General features: G+C 67.0%; 6 protein-coding genes and 1 tRNA gene. 6 read left to right on the forward strand and 1 reads right to left on the reverse strand.

Translation table 11 applies throughout. The features are described from left to right. Positions 1–48: 48 nt before the first annotated feature. Positions 49–122 (forward strand) — tRNA-Leu (locus ACQPYR_RS06505). Positions 123–273: 151 nt separating this feature from the next. Here the strand turns inward: ACQPYR_RS06505 and ACQPYR_RS06510 are convergent. Then, a complete protein-coding gene (locus tag ACQPYR_RS06510; RefSeq protein ID WP_433628772.1) occupies positions 274–768 on the reverse strand; it encodes a MarR family winged helix-turn-helix transcriptional regulator in 495 nt (164 codons plus the stop codon). Positions 769–916: 148 nt separating this feature from the next. Here ACQPYR_RS06510 and ACQPYR_RS06515 point away from each other — a divergent pair, with 148 nt between their 5' ends. The 5 genes from ACQPYR_RS06515 to ACQPYR_RS06535 all read left to right on the forward strand — a co-directional run bounded on the left by ACQPYR_RS06515 (position 917) and on the right by ACQPYR_RS06535 (position 22,220). Next, on the forward strand, positions 917–2,620 hold the full coding sequence (locus ACQPYR_RS06515) for an MFS transporter (RefSeq protein ID WP_433628774.1): 1,704 nt from the start codon (positions 917–919) through the stop codon (positions 2,618–2,620). Beyond that, positions 2,617–2,757, forward strand: coding sequence for a hypothetical protein (locus tag ACQPYR_RS06520; protein WP_433628777.1), 141 nt, complete (start codon positions 2,617–2,619; stop codon positions 2,755–2,757). Before ACQPYR_RS06515 ends, ACQPYR_RS06520 begins: the two co-directional genes overlap by 4 nt. A 26-nt stretch (positions 2,758–2,783) precedes the next feature. After that, entirely contained in the window at positions 2,784–3,329 is a 546-nt protein-coding gene (locus tag ACQPYR_RS06525) for a TetR-like C-terminal domain-containing protein (protein ID WP_433628780.1), read from the forward strand. A gap of 390 nt (positions 3,330–3,719) precedes the next feature. After that, positions 3,720–4,004, forward strand: a complete 285-nt coding sequence (locus tag ACQPYR_RS06530) for a hypothetical protein (protein ID WP_433628783.1) — start codon at positions 3,720–3,722, stop codon at positions 4,002–4,004. Between the two features lie 33 nt (positions 4,005–4,037). Next, positions 4,038–22,220, forward strand: a complete 18,183-nt coding sequence (locus ACQPYR_RS06535; protein ID WP_433628785.1) for an amino acid adenylation domain-containing protein — start codon at positions 4,038–4,040, stop codon at positions 22,218–22,220. The last annotated feature ends 1 nt before the right edge of the window (position 22,221 follow it).

Here is a 22,221-nt window from a genome sequence, read left to right on the forward strand (position 1 = left end):
CAGAACAGAATTCCGGTACGGCAGTACGAGTCGGTACGCTGACCGGGCGCCCCTATAGCCCAATTGGCAGAGGCAGCAGACTTAAAATCTGCAAAGTGTCGGTTCGAGTCCGACTGGGGGCACGTAGAGCCGCACGACTGGAAGCTCGCGGCCGCGGTGCAGCGCATCCGGTGAACTGCTCGACACCTACGAAAACGAGCGTCGACCCGTCGCCGCCCGCGTCTTGCACAACACCCGCGCCCAGACGGCACTGTCCCGCGCCGGCGTGCACGTCTAGCAGGTAGGTCCCATTCCGCGGGCCAGGCCGGGGTGGACCCCGGGTGCGAGGCCGGCGCCGACGGCGACCTTGTTCAGCAGTGCGCGCAGAGTGGCTCGTTCGCCGGGATCGAGTGGCTCGAGCAGGCTTGCGTCTTGCTTTTCCACCAGCGGTTCGGTCTTCGCCAGTAGTTCGTAGGCCCCGGGCAGCAGGTGTATCGCATAGGCGCGGCGGTCGGCAGGATGGCGGCGCCGCTCCACCAGGCCGCGTTTTTCGAGGTCGTCGACCAGGCCGACCATCGCATTGCGGTGGATGCGCAGGGTGTCCGACAACTGCTGTTGGGTCTGCCCGTCGCGCGCGTGCAGCAATCGCAGCATCCCGTACTGTCGCGGCCCGATTCCCAATGGCGCCAGCGCATCCGTGAACTGGAATCCGACATGGAACCCCAGTTGCCCAACGAGAAATGCCGTGCGCTCGGAGAGCGGCACGAACGACGAATCAACCTCGGTCACGCTAGCAGCATACTCCCAGTTTGCGAACCTATCGTGATTGCACAACTGCGTGATAAACACCGTTAGTGATTGCCATATTGCGGGATAAGCACACTAGGTGCATAGTTTGTGATGTCGCTTTCGTTCACCGCCCGAAACGAGGTCTCCCATGGCCATCTCCCAACCGACCCCGGACTCACCCCCGCTCGACCCGCGCCGCTGGATCGCCTTCGGCGTGGTGCTCGCCGCCGGGTTCATGGATCTGCTCGACGCCACGATCGTCAACGTGGCGCTGCCGAGCATCCAGACCGACCTGAAGGCCCAGTACTCCCAGCTCGAATGGATCGTCGCGGCGTACGTGCTCTCGTTCGCGGCGGTCATGATCACCGGTGGCCGCCTCGGTGACATTTACGGCCGCAAACAGGTCTTCCTCGTCGGCATGGCCGGATTCACCCTGGCCTCGCTGGCGTGCGGCGTCAGCACCAGCCCGGCGATGCTGATCGGATCCCGCTTCATCCAGGGTGTCTTCGCCGCGCTGATGGTGCCCCAGATCCTGGCCACCATTCGGGTGACGTTCCCGAGGAACGAACGCGCCAAGGCGATCGCGCTCTACGGCGGTGTGGGCGGCTCGGCCTCGGCGGTCGGCCTGTCCCTGGGCGGCCTGCTGGTCCAGGCCGATCTTTTCGGTCTCACCTGGCGCCCGATCTTTCTGGTGAACGTGCCGGTCGGCATCCTCGCGCTGCTCGCGGCGGCCGCGGTCATGCGGGACTCGCGCTCGACGGCCACGCCGCGGCTGGATGTGCTCGGCATGGTGCTCGCGATCGGTGCGGTGCTACTGCTCGTCTACCCGCTCACCGAGGGCCGCCGACTCGACTGGCCCGCTTGGACTTTCGTGATGATGGCGGCCGCCGCCGTGGTGTTCGCGGTGTGCGTCGCCTACGAATGGCGGCGGGCGCGGGTGGCCGGTTCGGCGCTGATCGACCTCGCGCTGTTCCGCTCGCGGCCGTTCGCGGTGGGGCTCGTGGCCTGGCTGCTGTTCTGGATCGGATTCGGCGGATTCTTCCTGGTGTGGACGCTGTTCATGCAGGTCGGGATGGGCTGGACGCCCATGCGGGCCGGTCTGACCGCGGTGTTCTTCGCCGTGGGCGCGGGCATCGGCGCGGGCACGTCGGTCAATGCGCTCGCCCCTCGATTCGGACGGCGCGTGCTCATCGGAGGCGGTCTCGTCACCGCGGCGGGCCTCATGCTCTACGGCTGGACGGCCGCGCACTACGAGAGCGATTTCGCCTCGTGGCAGATGATTTTTCCGCTGCTCATCACCGGCATCGGGTTCGGAGCGGTGGTCGCGCCGACGATCGACCTGCTGATCGGCCAGGTGCCCACGCACGCGGCGGGCAGTGCCTCCGGGCTGCTCAACACCGGCCAGCAGCTGGGCATGGCGCTGGGTGTCGCGCTGGTCGGCGTCGTGTTCTTCACCCAGCTGGATCATGATTCGGCCCGTGGCGTGAACGCCGTGACCCCGCAGGCCCAGGCCGAACTGGCCGCGCAGCATCTGCCCGGTCCCGTACAGGCGACGATTCTCGCGAACTTCCGTGCCTGCGTACGGGATCGGTCGGCGCAGGTGGATCCGACCGCGATTCCGGACAGCTGCCGCACCGACCAGGACATGGCCTCTCCCGCTGTAACACAGACTCTTTCGAGCGCGGGCACCCAGGCCAACGCGGTGAACTTCGCGCACACCTTCGGCTACACCCTGTGGTTCGGAATGGCGCTGATGGTGCTGGTCAGCCTGGGATTCCTGGCGCTGCCCAAGCAGGCCCGTCTCGAACACCACGAATCGGAATCCATCGACGGCGAATTGGTCGGGGCGTGAGTGCCATGCAGGACGAGACGAGAACGACCATCGGCGCCGATCTGCCCAGGACCGATGCGGCGCGTTTAGATGATGATGACGCCGTCGGCTGTACCGACATGCTGCCGATTCCAGGTCTGTGCGCGGTGCGGCTGTAGCAGTCGCGGCACGGGCGGGTCGTCCGGTGAACCTGCGGCTTCGGTCGGCGGTCCTGGCCGCTGCCGCTGAACTTCTCGTCGAACACGGCTACGACTCGGTCACGATGGAGGCCATCGCCGCGCGGGCGGGCGCGGCCAAGCAGACGCTGTACCGGGTGTGGGGCTCCAAGGCCGAAGTTGTGGCCGACGCGGTCTTGCAGGGCGTCTTCGTGATGACCGCCAGTCCGGTGCCGAATACCGGTGATCTGCGCCGAGACCTCGCCGCGTGGCTCGACGGCATCGCAGACTACCTGCGACAGCCCGGCGTCGGCTCGGTCGTTCGCGCGCTGGCCACCGCATCGACCGCCGCCCCTGACCAAAGCGACGCATTCGATCGCATTCTTACCGAACCGGTCAATAAGCTGATCATCGAACGTCTGCACGCCGCGCAGAGCGCTGGTGATCTGGCTGTGCGCGTATCGACAGGGACGATCGTCGATCTGATCGTGGGCTACCTCACCCTGGCTTCGATCGGGCGAGCGCCCCTGGATGAAAAACGTATTCGCGAACTCGTTGCGGTGCTCATACCCTGAATTCACGGCGAACCGACAACGCAATTGCCGTCATGTGCGGCGGAAAGGATGCTTTGCTCGCAAATGCGGCAAATCGGTCGTGATGTCGGATGACAACGGCGAATCGTCGCATTGTGCAGGTAAGTTGCTTGTTGGTTGCTAGTACGCACGGGCAGGTTCGTCTGAAGGAATCCTTATCCGCGAATTAGATCGAGTCTGATGCAATCGGTTGACGTGTCCGTTGCGAATCCCTGAGGACAGTTGATTTCGAGTAGAGGTGTCCGGTATGTCCACAGTCGGTATATCGGTGGTTCGGGGGGTTGTTCCGGCGGCGGGGCCGCCGGGGATTGTTTTGCATTCGGTACAGCGACCGCTGTGCGGAGCGCTGTGATTACTGGTGTCCTGGATGGTGTGGCCGACGAGTCGGGTAACGATGCCGGAGGCGGCGACGATGCCATCGAGTACCGGATGGTATCCGAGCGGCGGGCGACCGTATCGTCGCGGGCGGCGGTGAAGTGCACGTCGTCTTCGCAGGTCTCGGATCATTTGGCGCTGGCTGCGCTGGCCAGGGAGCAACGCGGGCTCGACACGATCGAGACCGCGCGCGTGTTGGAGATCGTGTACGGCCAGACCTTGTTCGTGCTCGTCGGTCCGGCGCGCGACACCGTATCGGCAGCCGGTGCTCGCGCTTATTGAGTTCCTGAATGAACGATATAAGCGGAGGTCTAAATGGACCAGTCGAAGAGTGGTATGGATGGCAGTCCGAACCGGTCTGAATCATGGCGAACCGGCTCATTCCGCTCTTCCGGAAACCTGGATTCGGGTAACGGTTCCGGCACGATTTCCAACGGCGATGGATACGCGCGACCGTCGTCATCCGGCGTTCTTCCACTGACTGCTGCACAGCGGGGAATATGGTTTGCTCAGCATCTTGCGGAGTCGTCGCCGATATCTGTGGCCCAATACGTCGAGATCGCGGGCGAGTTGGACGTGGAATTGCTTGCCGAGGCATGTAGAACCGCCGGTCGCGAGTTCGGATCCGGACATATGCGCCTGATCGAGGTCGACGCAGAGCCATGCCAGTTCGTCGACCGGGAACATGGAGCTCAGGTGTCGGTCATGGACTTGCGCCGACATTCCGATCCGGTTGCGACTGCGCACCGAATTATGGCTCAGGATTATTCTGCTCCGCTGGACTTGCTGCACGACGACCTCATGACGAGCATTGTGTTCCAGGTCGGCGCGGACCACTACCTGTGGTATCAGCGCGCGCACCATATCGCGCTCGACGGATTTGCCGCCGTGACGATGCTGCACCGGATCACCGAGTTGTACAACGCTTGGGTGAAGTTCGAGGAGGCGGCCCCCTGCGCGGCGCAGGACCTGGGAGCCGTCGTCGAGCAGGATCTGGCGTACCGGGGCTCGGAACGTCTCGACAACGACCGCAGATACTGGCTGGAGCACTTGGCAGGCGCGCCTCCCGTCGTCAGCCTGGCCGGGCGCGTGGGCAAACCCACCATTCATCCGGCGCTGGTCAGCGCAGAGCTGCCGGACGCCACCGCACAGCTGCTGGAAAGCGTCGCGGTCGAACACGGTCCGAGCGCGACTCCGACCATCGTCGCGGCATTCGCCGCGTATCTCGCGCGGATGACCGGAAGCGATGAAGTATTGCTGAGCCTGCCGGTCTCGGGTCGGCACTCTGCCGTGCTGCGCCGTTCCGGGGGGATGGTGGCAAACGTGGTCCCGCTGCGAGTGCGGGTCGCGGGCCGCACCGTCGGTGAACTGGTCGCCGCTGTGCTGGGCGAGCTGACGAGTGCTCTGCGGCGGCAGCGCTACCGCCAAGAGGACATATTCCGCGATATGGGGATTGCGCGCGACGAGGCGGCATCCTTCGGACCGGCCGTGAACCTCATGATGATCGAGAACGAGGTTGTGCTGGGCGATACGACAGGCCGTCTGCACGTTCTCACCTCGGGTCCTACCGCCGACCTTTTCGTCAATATCTACTCGGGCGCGGGCAAGAACAGTACACACATCGACTTCCAGGGGAATCCGAATTCCTACAGCCCTGAGGAACTCGCCGGTCACCACCGTCGGTTCCTCATGTTCCTGCACGAGTTCCTCGCCGGGGGAGCGCAATGTCCGGTAAGCAGACTGCCGCTGCTCGAAGTACAGGAACGGTCTGCGCTGCTGCCGGTGCGGGGGCCGAGCGGGGTCGAAACACGGCTGCTTCCGGAGCTGCTGAGCGAGAGCGCGCACCGGAATCGAAGTGCATGCGCGATCGCCTCGGCCGGGCAGACGATGACCTATGGCGAGCTCGACACCAGATCTTCGCAGCTGGCCCGGCATCTCATAGCTCTGGGTTGTGGGCCGGACACGGCGGTCGCGATCATGCTGCGACGCTCGGTCGAATCGGTCGTGGCCACGTGGGCGGTCGCGAAATGCGGGGCCGCGTTCGTCCAGTTGGCTCCCGAGTACCCGTCGAAGCGGATCGCGCACATGGTCGCCGACAGCGGTGCAGCCGTGGCGATCACGGTCGATGCCCTGCGCGGGCGGCTCCCGCAGGAGATACACCATGTGGTTCTCGACGACCCCGTGACCTGGTGGGAATCCGACACCGCGGGCGGCCCGATTTCCGACGATGACCGTATCCGGCCACTACGGCCTTCTCATGTCGCCTATATGACGTATACCTCGGGATCCACCGGAACCCCGAAAGGCGTCCAGGTCACCCATACCGGCCTCGCGAATCTCGTTGCCGACCGCGCCGCGACGTACGGCATCGACACGACATCCCGCGTGTCCTATGCCCTCTCGCCCAGTTTCGACGCCTCCCTCGAGCAGTTTCTGACCTGCTTCTCGACCGGATCGACGCTGGTGATCGTGCCGCCCGAGGTGACCGGCGGTGAGCCGCTCACGCAACTTCTGGCCGACGAGCACGTGACCCACCTGACGCTGACGCCCGCGATGTTGGCAACCGTGGACCCGGGTGCGACGACCGACTTGCGGGTGGTCGTGGTCGGTGGTGACGTGTGTCCACCGCACGTCATCGAGCGGTGGACCGCATTGTCCATGTACAACGAATACGGTCCCACCGAAACCACCGTGACCGCCGTCGGCGCCATGCTGCGCCCCGGCCGCGCGCACACGGTCGGTGGCCCGATCCGTGGCTTCTCGGCGATGGTGCTGGACCGAACGCTGCAACCGGTGCCCAAGGGCAGCGCGGGCGAGTTGTATCTCGCCGGGCCGGGATTGGCCCGTGGATACCGCCATCTGTCCGGCGAAACCGCCGCCCGGTTCGTCGCCGATCCGTACGGCGACGTCGGCGAGCGGATGTACCGCACCGGCGACATCGCTCGCTGGACCGGCGAAGACGGCGAAATGACGCTGGAAATGCTGGGGCGCAGCGACTTCCAGGTCAAGATCCGCGGATACCGGATCGAGCCGGGTGAAATCGATGCCGCGCTCGCCACCCACGAGGACGTGGATCTGTGCGTCACGGTGCCGGTGCAGAACAATGCCGGTACGACCGTGCTGGCATCCTATGTCGTCCCCGTCAGCGGCCGTCGGATCGATCCGCCCGAACTCCAGCGCTTCGCCCGCGCTTCACTGCCGCCGCATCTGGTCCCGGCGGTGATCCTCGCGTTGGACAGCCTCCCGGTGAACGCCTTCGGCAAGGTCGATCGCCGCGCTCTGCCGAAGCCCGAATTCGGGACCGCGCCGGTTGGCCGGGCGCCGGCAACCGGCCGGGAGAACACGATCGCAAGGCTGTTCGCCGAGGTGCTCGGCGTGCCTCGGGTCGGGGCGGACGACAGCTTCTTCGCCCTCGGCGGCGACAGCATTCTGTCGATCCGGCTGGTGGCGCGGGCCAAGGCCGAGGGACTGAGTTTCTCCACACAGGATGTGTTCGTGCACAAGACCGTCGCGGGCCTGGCGGCCACGGCGACCGAAGCCGGCGATATCCCCGAGCTGGCCGAGTTGCCCGGTGACGGCGTCGGACCGATGCCGTTGTCGCCGATCATGCACGCAATGCTCGATCGGGGTCATTACGACCGATTCGCGCAGGCCGCGCTCGTGCAGCTGCCCGAGGGGGTCGATCGAGCGGGTCTCGTGCGCGCATTGGGATCCCTGCTGGACCGCCACGACATGCTGCGCGCGGTACTGCGCGGAGGCGATTCGGTTGATCGGTACGTAGAGGTACTCGATCGGGAAGCGGTCGACCCGGACGCCGCGCTCGTCGATGTTCGGCTCGACCGACGTGTGGCCGCCGAAGTCGACCGGCACCTGCACAAAGCCGCGGATCGCCTGGACCCGGGCAACGGTGTGCTCGTTCAGGCCGTCTGGATTCAGGATCGCAAAGGCTCGGGACCCGACCTGATGTGGCTGGTGATCCACCATCTCGCCGTCGACGCGGTGTCGTGGCGCATCATCCTCGCCGACCTCGCGCAGGCCTGGTCGCAGGTTTCCGGCGGCGGTGAACCGCATTTCGGCGCGGTCACCACCTCTTTCCGGCGATGGGTGCACGGCTTGGTCGAGCAGACGCCGGGCAGGCGCTCGACGGAACTCGACCTGTGGAAAGACGTACTCGAGCGCGGCGACCAGCTACTCGGATCGCGCCGTCTGATCCCGGATCGTGATGTCGGGGCCACCGCGGGGCGGGTACGTCAGCGCATCCCGGCAGCCGTTGCCGAGGCGGTTCTCACCACCATTCCGGACCGTTTCCACTGCAGTGCCAACGATCCGCTGCTGGCGGCCCTGGTTCTGGCACTCGGTGAGTGGCGGCGCAGGCGCGGTACGGCGGCGGCCGACGGAGAATTGATCTCGCTGGAGGGACACGGCCGTGAGGAGCGGGCCGTACCCGGCGCCGATCTCAGCGCCACCGTGGGTTGGTTCACCACCCGCTGTCCGGTCCGGATCGAATGCGGGAATATCGACCTCGATGATGCGCTGACCGGCGGCAAGAGTGCGGGACTTGCGATAAAGCTGGTGAAGGAACAACTGCGCGCGGTGCCCGGCAACGGCATCGGGTATCAGATGCTGCGCCATCTCGATTCCCGGGGCAGCGCCGAGCTCGCAGACCTGCCCGAACCGCAGATCAGTTTCAACTACCTCGGGCGGGTGGGCGCCGGTGAACGCTCGGGGCCCTGGGCACCCACCACCGAATTCACCGCACTGACCGCGACCAGCGATCCGGATATGGCGCTGTCCGCCGTGCTCGATATCAATGCGATCGCCGAGCAAGGTCGCGACGGGCTCGAAATCGTCGCGACCTGGGAGTTCGCCTCACGAGTATTGAGTGGCGACGAGGTCGACGAACTCGCCGGGCTGTGGGCGCGAGCCCTGGGGGCGCTGGCCGAACATGTCCGATCCGACACCACACCCGGCTTCACTCCATCCGACTTCCCGCTCACCGCGGTATCGCAGGACGATATCGACCACTGGTTGCGGGAATACCCGTCGATGAGCGATGTGTGGCCACTCACCGCCCTGCAGTCCGGGCTGCTGTTCCACACGGTCTACGACCGGGACGGCGACGACGGCTACATCGTGCAGGCGGCGCTGACGTTCGCCGGGCAGGTGGACGGGGAGCGGATGCGGCGGTCCGCGCAGGCGCTCATCGACCGGCACGACAGCTTGCGGACCGCGTTCGTCGAGAGTGCCGATGGGCCACGTCAGATCGTATTGCGCGACACCGAGGTCGACTGGGACGAGTCGAGTATCACCGATGTCGACCAGCAGGCGGCAGCACTTCGTCTACTCGCGACGGCGGCTGCGGCTCCGTTCGACCCGGCGCGACCGCCGCTGGTGCGTTTCCACCTCGTGCGCACCGGCGTCGACATGTTCCAACTGCTGGTGACCAACCACCACCTCGTGCTGGACGGCTGGTCGATGCCCCTGCTGATCCACGAATTGCTCGCGCTGTACACATCCGATTGCGATACCGCCGAGCTCGCGCCTGCTCGTTCGTACCGGGAGTATCTGCAGTGGCTACAGGCTCAGGATCGCGACGCCGCAAACGCCGCGTGGCGCGAGATGCTCGCGGGAATCGACAGTCCGACGCGGGTCACCAGCGGACCGGATCGGACCGTCACCGCGCAGGCCGGGGAAGTCGGCTTGAACCTGGACGCCGCGACCAGCGCTGCGATTCTCGATCTGGGCCGCTCACACGGCATCACCGCCAACACGGCCCTGCAGGTGGCGTGGGCATTGCTGGTGGCCGTCCTGACCGGACGGTCGGACGTGGTGTTCGGCAATACGCTCTCGCACCGCCCGCCGCAGATTCCGGATATCGAGCGCATGGTCGGGCTCCTCGTCAACACGCTGCCCGTCCGAGTCCGGCTCGAGCCCGACGAAACCGTTGGCGACCTGCTCGTCCGCGTGCAATCCGAGCAGGCCGCAATGCTGGATCACCAGCACATCGGTTTGGCGGAGCTGCAACGGGCCACCGGCATCACCGATATGTTCGACACCGCGACGGTGCTCGAGTCTTATCCGCTCGACCGGGAACTGTTGGCGCGCAATCTATCCGACGCCGGACTGCGGCTCGTCGAGATCGACGCACACGATGCCACGCCGTATCCGCTGAGTTTGCAAGTGACCCCGCCGCGGTCGAGTCGCGACGGACGACCGGACGCCGACGAGACCTACACGGTGACGCTGAAATTCGCCACCGCCCGATTCGATTCCGACGAGGCCCGCACGCTGCTCGAACGATTCGAGTTGCTGCTCGTGCAGATCGTCCGCGATCCCGCCCGGAAGGTCGCCGCGATCTCCTGCTGCTGGGATTCCGAACGCGCGGAACTGCTTTCGGCCGTCAGCACGGAGCCGGCCGCGCAGCTCGTGCTGCGCGACATCCTGTCGGGGACCGCGCGCAGGTATCCGGATGCCGTGGCTATCCGGTGCGGTGACACCACGTGGACCTACCGTGAGCTGGACCGTCGCGCCGACGGGTTCGCTCGCCTGCTGGCCGGCCATGGTGTGCGCGCCGAGTCGATCGTCGCATTGGCCGTTCCCCGTTCGGCCGAACTGGTCATCGCGATCTGGGCGGTAGCGAAAACAGGTGCCGCCTTTCTGCCTTTGGATCCCAGCAATCCCGCCGCGCGGATCGGGGAGCTGCTGTCCGACTCGCGGATCACGCTGGGCGTGACTACCAGCGCTGTGGCACCGCGGCTTCCGGATACTGTCGACTGGTTGCTGCTGGACGCTTCGGCTTCGGACGCTCATGCCGGTGTACCTCGTCCGGCCGGGGCCGAGAAGCTGTCGGCCGACAATGCGGCATACGTGATCTACACGTCCGGATCGACCGGCAAACCGAAGGCGGTCCACCTCAGCCATCGAGGTCTTGCCGACCTGGTCGCGGCGCAGGTCGACGCGTTCGGTGTGGGTCCGGATTCGGTGGTGTTGCAGGTCGCGTCGCCGGGATTCGACGCTTGCCTGTCGGAGCTGCTGTTGGCGCACAGTAGCGGCGCGTGTCTGGTGGTGGCGCCACCGGAGGTGTACGCGGGGACCGATCTTGAGGAATTGCTTCGGTCGCAGCAGGTTTCGCACGCGATCATCACCCCGTCCGTGCTGAACACCATGGATCCGTCCCGGACGCCGTCGTTGACGTCGCTCGCGGTCGTCGGCGAAGCGACCGGGCCGGACACCGTGCAACGGTGGGGCCGGGGGCGACGGCTGATGAATCATTACGGACCGACCGAGTGCACGATCTGGGCGACGGGGTCGGATGCCCTCGCACCCGGCGAGCCGGTGACGATCGGTGGCCCGATCCGAGGCGCGTCCGCGATGGTTCTCGACACGTGGCTGCGGCCGGTGCCGGTCGGTGTCGCGGGCGAACTTTATATCGGTGGGCCCGGACTGGCCCGCGGGTACGTCGATCGACCGGGCGTGACCGCGTCGCGCTTTGTTGCGGATCCGCGATCCCCCCGCGGCGAGCGGATCTATCGCACCGGTGATTCCGTGCGCTGGGTGCGCGGACGCACGGGGTTGGCATTGGAATACCTGGGCCGCGGCGATCAACAGATCAAGATTCACGGCCTGCGGATCGAGCCGGGGGAAATCGATGCCCACTTGGCCCGCCACCCGGACGTGGCGAGCGTCGCCACCGTCGCGGTGCAAGGGCCTGCCGGCGAACCGGTTCTGGTGTCCTATGTCGTCGCCGCGCCGGGCACTGCCGTCGATGTGGCGGCACTCGGCGACGATCTCGCGGGCCGACTACCCCGTTATCTGAATCCCGCGGCGATCGTGCAGCTCGCGGAGATGCCGTGCACGCCTACGGGAAAGATCGATCGGAAAGCGTTGCGGCAGCGCGCCTTCGAATCCGACGCCGCCGCAGGCAGGCCGCCGTCGACGTATACGGAGCAGGTCGTGGCGCAACTGTTCGCCGATGTGCTCCATCTCGACACGGTGTCCGCCGACAGTAACTTCTTCGCGCTCGGCGGGGACAGCATCGTCTCGATGCGGCTGGTGGCGCTGGCGCGATCCGCCGGGCTCACGCTCACGCCGCGAGATGTATTCGAAGGCAAGACAGTTGCCGCCCTCGCCGCAATGGCGGACGGCGACGCGGCTGCGGTGACCATCGAGGAACCCGCTCGACTCCCGACGGCGGATCGAACCCCCGATCATCCGCTCGTCGTGCTGACAGAACAGGACATCGATCGGCTGGAACGGCAGTACCGGGGGCTGTCCGACGTGTGGCCGTTGTCGCCAATGCAGTCCGGGATGCACTTCGACGCGACGTTCGATCCGGATGCCGGGGACAACTACACCGTCCAGACGATGATCGGATTGTCCGGCGAGGTCGACGGTGAGCGGCTGCGCCGCGCCGCCCAGGCCGTGGTCGACCGGCACGATATCCTGCGGGCCGCCTTTGTGGAGACGGCGGCAGGGCCGTGCCAGATCGTGCTGGACCATGCCGAAATCCCGTTCCGGGAGATCGATCTCGCTGGTAGTGGCGATGCGGAGTCGCCCGCCGACCCGCAATCCATTGCGGCAGCGGACGCGGCGGCCGGATTCGACCTGTCGGCTCCTCCGCTCCTGCGCCTGACGCTGATCCGTCTCGATGCCGGGTCCTTCCGGCTGCTTGTCACGAATCACCATGTGATCCTGGACGGCTGGTCGATGCCGTTGCTGATGCGAGAACTGCTCGACTACTACGGATCTCCCGCGCATATCGACTCCGCCGGTCCCGCTCCCTCCTACCGCGATTATCTGTCCTGGCTGGGTCGCCAGGACAGCGCGGCATCCAAAGCGGCATGGGCGCAGGCCTTTTCGGATGTCGAAGCCCCCACTCGGGTGTCCCGCGAAGCCACGGCGGGCGCTGTATCCGCCGCGGAGGTCGCGGCCGAACTCACGGGGGATCGTTTCGCCGAACTCCGTCGAGCGGCTGCGGAGACGGCCGTCACCGTCAATTCGGCGGTGGCCGCGGCCTGGGCGCTGAATCTGCGCGTATCGACCGGTGAGAGCGATGTGATCTTCGGCGCCGCGGTGTCGGGCCGGCCTCCGGAGTTGCCGCTGGTCGATCAGACGCTCGGTATGTTCCTGACTACGGTTCCGGTGCGAGTCCCGCTCGAACCTACGATGACGGTGCGCGAGTTACTGACCGGCATTCAGGCGCGGCACGCGCGCATGCTGGAGCATCACCATATCGGCCTACCCGAGATACACCGCAGCGTCGGCCTGCCCGAACTCTTCGACACCGCCATAACCTTCCAGTCGTTCCCCGTCGACCGGACGGCGCTGCAGGAACTCGTCGATTCGGCGGGTCTGCGGGTGGACGAACTCAGCGGTGTGGACGCGGCGCCGTACCCGCTGAGTCTGATCGTGGAACCGAAGCAGTCCGCGGACGGCGAGGCGCAGGGGCTGCGGATCATCCTCCGATTCCACGAACGCGCATTCGACACCGCCGCGGCGCGCCGCATTCTCGACCGCTTCGTCGAGCTGCTGTGCCGGATCGCCGCGAACGCGGACGTGCCGCTGGGCGAGCTGCCGCTGGACGAGGAACCGGGGCCCCTCTGGCCGGTTTCGGTTGCCAACGAAGCGATTCCGGACACGTTGGACCGCATGCTCGCAGCTTCGGCTGCCGCCGAACTCGACGCGATCGCCGTGCGGTACGGCACGGCCGCCATGACCTACCGGCAGCTCGACGAGCGATCCACGCGTCTGGCTCGGATCCTGCTGCGCCACGGCGCCCGGCGAGGACAGATCGTCGCCTCCGTGCTGCCGCGATCCCTTGCGGCGACGGTCGCCGTGTGGGCCGTGGCCAAGACCGGCGCCGCCTTGCTGCCGATCGATCCGATCCTGCCGGCGGAGCGCATCGAATATCTGCTGTCGGACTCGAAAACTGTTCTCGGACTGACCGATACGTCAACCAGGGAGCACCTTCCCGAGGGTATCGACTGGCTGATCCTCGACGCGGAGCAGACGCTGCGCGCCCTGGACTCGGTCCCTGACGCGCCGATCAGCGATGCCGAACGCGCAGGGCCGATTCGGCGGGATCAGACCGCGTATGTGAGCTACACCTCCGGGTCGACCGGAACGCCCAAGGGCGTTCTTGTCAGCCATCGTGGCTTGGTCGATATCGTCGCGGCGCAGCGGCGGATACTCGACGTCGACCCGACGTCGGTGGTACTGCAGGTCGCCTCGCCCAGCTTCGACGCTTCGATCTTCGAGCTGTTGATGGCGCACGGCTCGGGCGGGCGGCTCGTCATCTCGCCCGCCGATGTCTACGCCGGCCCCGAGCTGGCGAATCTTATTCGGCGAGAGGGTATTTCGCATGCCATAGTGACCCCGTCGGCGCTGGCGACAGTACCGAGCGATGGTCTCGACGGATTGCGCGTGCTGGCGGCGGCCGGTGAGCCGGTCGGGCCGGAACTCGTCGATCGGTGGGCGCCGCAGCGCGCCATGCTCAATGTCTACGGGCCGACGGAATGCACTATCTGGGCTACCTCCGGCAACGCCCTGGCACCGGGTACCGCGGTCACGATCGGCAAGCCGGTCGGCCCGGTCGCGGCCGCGGTCCTGGATACCTGGTTGCGGCCCGTGCCGGTCGGCGTCGCGGGCGAGCTGTACCTGTTCGGCGCCGGCCTGGCCGATGGGTACGTCGCCAGGATGGGGCTGACCGCGGCGCGGTTCGTCGCATGCCCGTTCGGGGAGCCGGGTCAGCGCATGTACGCGACCGGTGACATGGTGCGCCGCACCGCCGACGGTGAGCTGGAGTTCTTGGGGCGCAACGATTTTCAGGTGAAGGTGCGCGGCACCAGGATCGAGCTGGGCGAGATCGACGCGGTGCTGGGTGCGCGGGCGGATGTGGCATACGCCGTCACCGTGCCGCGCAGCGATGAGGGGCGACCGGTGCTGCTGGTGTCCTATGTCGCGCCCGCGACCGGGGCGCAGGTATCGGGCGCGCAGTTACGTGCCGCGCTGGCCGAGGCGTTGCCCCGGTACATGGTGCCGTCCGCGGTGGTGGTGCTGGACGAGGTGCCGCTGACCGCGAACGGAAAGCTGGATCGCGAGCGGTTGCCCGAACCGGTTGCCGTCGTGCGCGAATTCCGGGCCCCATCGCCGGGGTTCGAAGAGTTGGTCGCGCGGACATTCGAGCAGGTACTCGATGTGAACCGGGTGGGAGTCGACGACGACTTCTTCGCGCTGGGCGGAGATTCGCTGAGCGCCTCGCTGGTGGTGGCGCGCATAGGTGCGGCCATGGACGTGCGCGTGCCGGTGCGGTCGGTGTTCGAGGCGCCGACCGTCGCCGAATTGGCCGCGCTTGCAGGGACACTCAGTGGTAAGGGCCGGTTGCCCCTGCTGCCCGGTGTGCACCACGGCCCGGTGCCGCTGTCGCTGGCGCAGCAGCGGATGTGGTTCCTGAACCGGTTCGACCCGGACTCGGCGGCGTACAACATTCCGGTGATGCTGCGGCTGTCGGGTCAGTTGGACACCGCGGCGCTGGCGGCCGCGCTCGCGGATGTGATGGCACGTCACGAGGTACTGCGGACCATATATCCGGAAGTCTCCGGTGAGCCGCGCCAGATCGTTCTCGACGAGTTCGCGCTGCCGGTGCAGCCGGTGTGCGTGCCTGCGGATTCGGTCCCGGATGTGGTGGGCGAGTTCGTGCGGCGCGGATTCGATGTGACCGCCCGGGTGCCGATGCGCGTGGGATTGTTCGAGATCGAGAGTGACACAGGAGAATTCTTGCTGGTGCTGGTGGTCCATCACATTGCAGGCGATGGTCAATCGATGGGACCGTTGGCCCGTGACGTGATGGCGGCGTATGCCGCGCGACTGGCCGGGCACGCGCCGGAATGGGAGCCGCTCGCGGTACAGTACGCGGATTTCGCGTCGTGGCAACGGCAGATGCTCGGTGCCCCGGACGATCCGGCCTCGTTGATGTCCACGCAGCTGGAGTTCTGGCGCTCGACGCTCGCGGGCGCACCGGACCGGCTGGAACTACCGGCGGACCGACCACGCCCGGCCGTCGCCTCGCTGTCGGGTGGCCGGGTACCGGTGCGGATCGATGCGCGGCTGCACGAGCGGCTGCTCGCGCTGGCGCGGTCGCGCGGGTCGTCGCTGTTCATGGTGATGCATTCGGCGCTGGCAACGGTATTGGGGCGGCTCGGTGGCAGCGATGATGTAGTGATCGGCACCCCGGTCGCGGGGCGCGGCGAGCCCGGCCTGGACGATCTGGTGGGGATGTTCGTGAACACCCTCGCATTGCGGACCCGGGTGGATACCGGCGAGCCGTTCACCGAGTTGCTGATGCGCACTCGCGAGACGGACCTGCTTGCGTTCGAGCACGCGGACGTGCCGTTCGAGCGGGTCGTGGAGGAGTTGAGCCCGCAGCGGTCGGCGGCGCGGCATCCGTTGTTCCAGGTGGCCCTGGCCTTCCAGAACGTGTCGACGGTCGATGTGGCGCTGCCCGGTGTCCGGGTGGCCCTTGCGGATGTGGATACCGGGGCGACTCAGTTCGACCTACAACTGATGCTTTCTGATTCGTCCGGAAATGCAGGTGTGGCACAAGGCATCTCGGGAATGATGACCTATGCGCGGGATCTGTTCGACGAGGCGACCGCGGCGGCGATCGTCCGACGGCTGGTGCGGGTGCTGGAAGCCGTCGCCGACGATCCGGATGTAGTGATCGGCGATATCGACTGGCTGGAAGCCGACGAGCGCTCGGCGCTCACGTCGCGGGTGGGGGCACACACCGTGGCGCTGCAGCCGTCCGGATTGCTGCCGGAGGTGTTCGCCTCGGCCGTCCGGGACAACGGCGACGGCTGCGCCGTTGCCGCGGGGGCGGCCACGTTGTCGTATGCGCAGCTGGACGAGCGGTCCAGTCGGCTGGCGAGGGTGCTGATCCGTCGTGGCGCCGGACCGGAGAGTTCGGTGCTGGTCGCGGCAGCGCGGTCGATGGAGTCCGTCGTCGCGTGGTGGGCGGTGGTCAAGACGGGCGCGGCGTACGTACCGGTGGACCCTGGCTATCCCGCGAGCCGGATCGCGCAGATGGTCTCGGATTCTGGTGCGACGCTGGGAGTTACGGTGTCGTCGGCGCGCGCCCAGGTGTCCGACGCCGTGCGCTGGATCGTGCTCGACGACCCGGCCGTTGCCGCGCACATCGACGCGGCGGGCAGCGGCCCGATCGGCGATGACGAGCGGACGCGGCCGCTGCGCGCTTCGGATGTCGCCTACGTGGTCTTCACCTCCGGATCCACCGGGGTGCCGAAGGGCGTCGCCGTCACCCATTCGGGCATTGCCGATTTCATCTCGAGCTGGCGCGCCGACCCCGAGCTTCGGCACACGTCCAGGGTGTTGCATTTCGCGTCGCCGTCGTTCGACGCCGCACTGATGGAGAACCTGATCGCGGTGAGCCGGGCCGGTGCACTGGTCGTCGCGCCGACGGGGATCTACGGCGGCGGTGAACTGGCCGAGTTCCTGCGCGTGCAGCGGATCACCCACGCCTTCCTGACCCCGGCCGCGCTCGCGTCGGTGGATCCGGCCGGGCTGAACGACTTGCGGCTGGTGATGTCCGGTGGTGAGGAGGTCCCGGCGGATCTGGTGAGCCGATGGGCGGGCACCGACCTCGCAGGCGCCCGGAAATTCCAGGTGCTGTACGGGCCGACCGAGGCCACGATCGTCGCCACGGCGACGAGGGCACTGCGACCGGATGGCCGGCCGACGATCGGTGCCCCGCTGCCGGGAATACAGGCGCTGGTCCTGGACGCCCGGTTGCAGCCGGTGCCGGTGGGGGTGGCCGGAGAGCTATATCTGGCGGGCCAGGCGCTGGCGCGCGGGTACCTGAACAGGGCGGCGACGAATGCGGCGCGGTTCGTGGCGCATCCGTTCGGGGAACCGGGACGTCGCATGTACCGCACGGGTGATGTGGTGCGCTGGAATACCGACGGTGCCCTGGAGTTCCTGGGACGCAACGATTCCCAGGTGAAAATCCGTGGTTATCGGGTCGAGCTCGGCGAGATCGACGCGGCACTGAGCGCGCGGGCGGAGGTGGCCTACGCGGTCACGGTGCCGTGGCGTGCCGGCACCGGCCCGGCACAGTTGGTGTCCTATGCGGTACCCGAAAACGGGGCGAGCCTCTCGGGCGACCAGTTGCGGGCGGCGTTGGCCGAAGTGTTGCCGTCATATCTGGTGCCCGCTGCGGTGATGATCATCGACGCGATCCCCCTGTCGCCGAATGGCAAGCTCGACCGCGCGGCCCTGCCCGCACCCGTCGTCCAAGCCAAGCAATTCCGGGCCCCGGAGTCACCGGTGGCGGAAATAGTGGCAGGCGTATTCGCCGAAGTCCTGGGCATCGACGGTCCGCTAGGCGTCGACGACGACTTTTTCGAACTGGGCGGCAACAGTCTGGTGGCCACCCGCCTGGCCGCGCGGGTCGGCGCCGCACTCGACGCGACCATCCCGGTATCGATGATTTTCGAGGCATCGACGGTCGCGCGGTTGGCCGCGCGCGCCGAATCGCGGGCCGACACCGGCCGGGTGGCGTTGACGGTCCAGCCACGGCCGCGGCGAATTCCGCTGTCGTACGCACAGCAGCGGATGTGGTTCCTGAACCGGCTGGAGCCCGACTCGGCCGCATACAGCATTCCGATCGTGCTTCGGCTGTCCGGAAAGCTGGATCTCGACGCGCTGCGCGCGGCTGTCGAGGATGTGCTGAACCGGCACGAGGTACTGCGGACCGTGTATCCGTATGCCGAGGGCGAGCCGTCGCAGGTCGTCCTTCCCACCGCCGAGGCAATCGCGCCGATCGCGGTGACCTCGATCGCGGAACCGGAACTGGCCGAGGCGCTGTCGGCGTTCCTGTCGAGGGTGTTCGATGTGACGGTCGAGGCGCCGGTGCGGGTGCGGTTGTTCGAGCTCGGGCCGAACGAGTGGGTCCTGGCCGTGGTGGTGCACCACATTTCCTGCGACGGGTCGTCGCTGGGCCCGATGGCACGGGACATGATGACCGGGTACGCGGCACACCTGCTCGGGGAGACACCGAACCGGCCGCCGCTGCCGGTACAGTACGCCGACTACGCGATCTGGCAGCGGACGGTGTTGGGGGCCGAAGACGATTCGGAATCGCTGCTACGTGCCCAGATCGACTACTGGACACTCGAATTGGCGGAGCTCCCGGTTTTGCTGGAGCTGCCGACCGACCGACCGCGTCCGCCCGTGCAGACCTACGCGGGCGCGAGCGTGCCGTTGACCGTCGGTGCCGATCTGCACGCGGGATTGCAGCAGATCGCGCGAGCACACAACACGACCCTGTTCATGGTCTTCCACGCCGCGCTGGCGGCCACGCTGGCCCGGCTGGCCGGTACGGACGATATAGCGATCGGCAGTCCCTATGCCGGACGCGGCGAGCCCGAACTCGACGATCTGGTCGGGATGTTCGTCAACACCCTGGTGCTGCGGACCCGGCTGACCCCGGGGATGACGTTCACCGAGCTGCTCGAGCAGGTGCGCGCGACCGATCTGGCCGCGTTCGGGCACGCCGATGTGCCGTTCGAGCGGCTGGTGCAGGAACTGAATCCGGTGCGCTCGCACGCCCACCATCCACTGTTCCAGGTGATGCTGGGATTCCAGAATGTCGGCGGGGCCGAGTTCGAACTGCCGGGCCTCTCGGTGTCGGCCATCACGGCCGACACCGACACCGCACTGTTCGATCTGCAGATCTCGGTGTCGGATTCCTACGATGCCACCGGTGCCCCGGCCGGCATCCGCGGCGCGGTGACCTACGCGAGCGACCTGTTCGACGCGACGACGGTGACCACGATCGTCGATCGCCTGCTGCGGCTACTCGGCGCACTGGTCACCGATGCGGCACAGCCGGTGCACGAGGTGGATCTGCTCGCCGCCGATGAGCGGGAAGCCGTTCTGACGCAGTGGAATTCGACCGATCGTAGATTTCCTCCCGGCGAGACGCTCGCCTCGCTCTTCACCGACTCCGCGCAGGCGCATGCGGACCGGCCCGCGGTGACATTCGGCGAACAGTCGCTTACCTATGCGGAATTCGCGTCTGGCGTATACCGATTGGCGCGGTGGTTGATCTCGCGTGGCGTGGGTCCGGAGTCGTTGGTGGCGCTGCGGATGCGGCGTTCACTGGACCAGGTCACCGCCATGTACGCGGTGCACGCCGCGGGCGGTGGGTACCTGCCGATCGATCCGGACCAACCGGGCGACCGCATCGAGTACATGCTGTCGATCGCCGAGCCGGTGCTGGAGCTGTCGTCCCTCGATGGGCTGGAGCTGTCCGGATTCGATGACGCGCCGGTCACCGACGCCGATCGGCTCGCACCGCTGCGACCGCACAACATCGCGTACGTGCTCTTCACTTCGGGATCGACCGGGCGACCGAAAGGTGTTGCGATATTGCACGGTTCGGTGGTGAACCAGCTGCGGTGGGTCAACGAGATCTACGAACTGACGCCGAATGACGTGGTGCTGCAGAAGTCTCCGGCCACGTTCGACATGTCGGTGTGGGAGCTGTTCGCGACACTGGCGATGGGGGCGCGGATGGTGATCGCGCGCGCCGACGGGCATGCCGACCCGGCCTACCTCGCCGAAACCATTGCCACCGAGCGGGTTACGATCGCCGCGTTCGTGCCGTCGATGCTGGCGGTATTCGCGGACGCGGTGTCCGCGGAGTCGCTGGCGTCGGTGCGGACGTTCCTGGTGGGCGGTGAGGCATTCGGCCCCGAGGTGGCGGCCGCGGTGCGGCGCGCAGTGCCCGGAATCGAGTTGCACAATCTGTACGGGCCGACCGAGTTCACCGTGTGTGCGACCGCGCACAAGGTGACCGAAGCCGACCGCGGGAGCATGCCGATGGGCACACCGGTGTGGAATGCGCGGGCATATGTACTCGACAACCGGTTACATCCGGTACCGCCGGGTGTCGCCGGGGAGCTGTACTTGGCGGGCGACCAGCTCGCGCGCGGCTATCGGTCACGTCCGGGCCTCACCGCGGAACGGTTCGTTCCGGACCCGTACGGTGACGGCCGGCGCCTGTATCGCACCGGCGATTTGGTGCGCTGGCGCCACAACGGCGAATTGGAATACCTGGGCCGCACCGATTTCCAGGTGAAGCTGCGCGGCCTGCGCATCGAACTCGGTGAAATCGAGGCAGTACTCGCCGAGCATCCGAGCGTCGCCCGGGCGATCGCTGTGGTGAACTCCACCGGTGCGGTGGACCACCTCGTCGGCTACCTGGTGCCCGCCGCCGGCGCCACGGTCGATACCGCGGCCGTCATGGCGCACGCGGCAGCCGAACTGCCCGACTACATGGTGCCCACCACGGTGATGGTGCTCGACACGGTGCCTCTCACCGCGTCGGGCAAGCTGGACCGCGCGCGGCTACCGGAGCCGGTGCTCGCGGTGGGGGAGTTCAGGGAGCCCTCGTCGTGGCTGGAAGCGGAGGTTGCCCGGGCCTTCGCAGCGGTACTCGGCATGGACCGGGTGGGCGCCGACGACGACTTCTACGCATTGGGCGGTAACTCGCTGAAGTCGGTGCAAGTGGTGAGCGAGCTGCGCAAGGAACTCGACTACGAGGTTCCGATCAGCTGGATGCTGTCGGATCCCTGCCCGGCCGACCTGGCGAAGCGGATCGAATCAGGTATGCGCTCCGGGCCCACGGTCGATCGGAGCGTCGGCTTCGACGTGCTGCTGCCGATCCGGACCGGCGGTGCGCGACCACCACTGTTCTGTATCCACCCGGCAGTGGGCCTGTCGTGGTGTTACCGCACACTCGACCGGTACCTGTCCGACGGTCGGCCGATCTACGGCATTCAGGCGCCACAGATCGGCGGCGAGGTGCCCGGTCCGACGTCGATCGAGGAAATGGCCGAACGCTACTTCGGCGAGATTCGCGCGGTTCAGCCACACGGCCCCTATCACCTCCTCGGCTGGTCGCTGGGTGGTGCGATCGCCCACGCGATTGCCGTCGAGATGCGCGCCGCCGGTGAACAGGTTGCGTTACTGGCACTGTTGGACGCCGAGGTGGGCGGTGTCGACGAGTCGACGATCGCCACCGTCACGGCCGGAGAACTGATCAGCAATCTCGGCCCGGTCATGGGCGTCGATTTCGTGCGCGCCGATGCGACCGCCGAGGAGGCCGCCGACCTGATCGAACAGCATCTGGGCGGCAGCCTCGGCATCGACGCCGCAAGGATCGAGCGGCTGACCGACGCCTACAACCTGGCGGTCCGGGCGGCCGGCGACTGGCGGCCCGCGGTCTTGGACAGCGACATGCTCTACTTCACCGCGACACGTGAAAGGCGATCCGATGCCGCGGGTCACCAGGGATGGGCGCAGGTGGTTCGCGGGCAGATTTCGACTTTCGACATCGATGCGACCCATCTCGCGATGACCGAACCGGGCGCGATTGCCCAGATCGCCCGGATTCTCAACACACGACTGGATCGATGAC

The organism is Nocardia sp. CA-120079 (assembly GCF_050955745.1).
GTDB lineage: Bacteria > Actinomycetota > Actinomycetes > Mycobacteriales > Mycobacteriaceae > Nocardia.

What these genes read in the sequence shown, in the direction of transcription:
- ACQPYR_RS06535 (WP_433628785.1), top strand. Translation starts at nt 4,038, where the DNA reads ATGGACCAGTCGAAGAGTGGTATGGATGGCAGTCCGAACCGGTCTGAA.
- ACQPYR_RS06515 (WP_433628774.1), top strand. Translation starts at nt 917, where the DNA reads ATGGCCATCTCCCAACCGACCCCGGACTCACCCCCGCTCGACCCGCGC.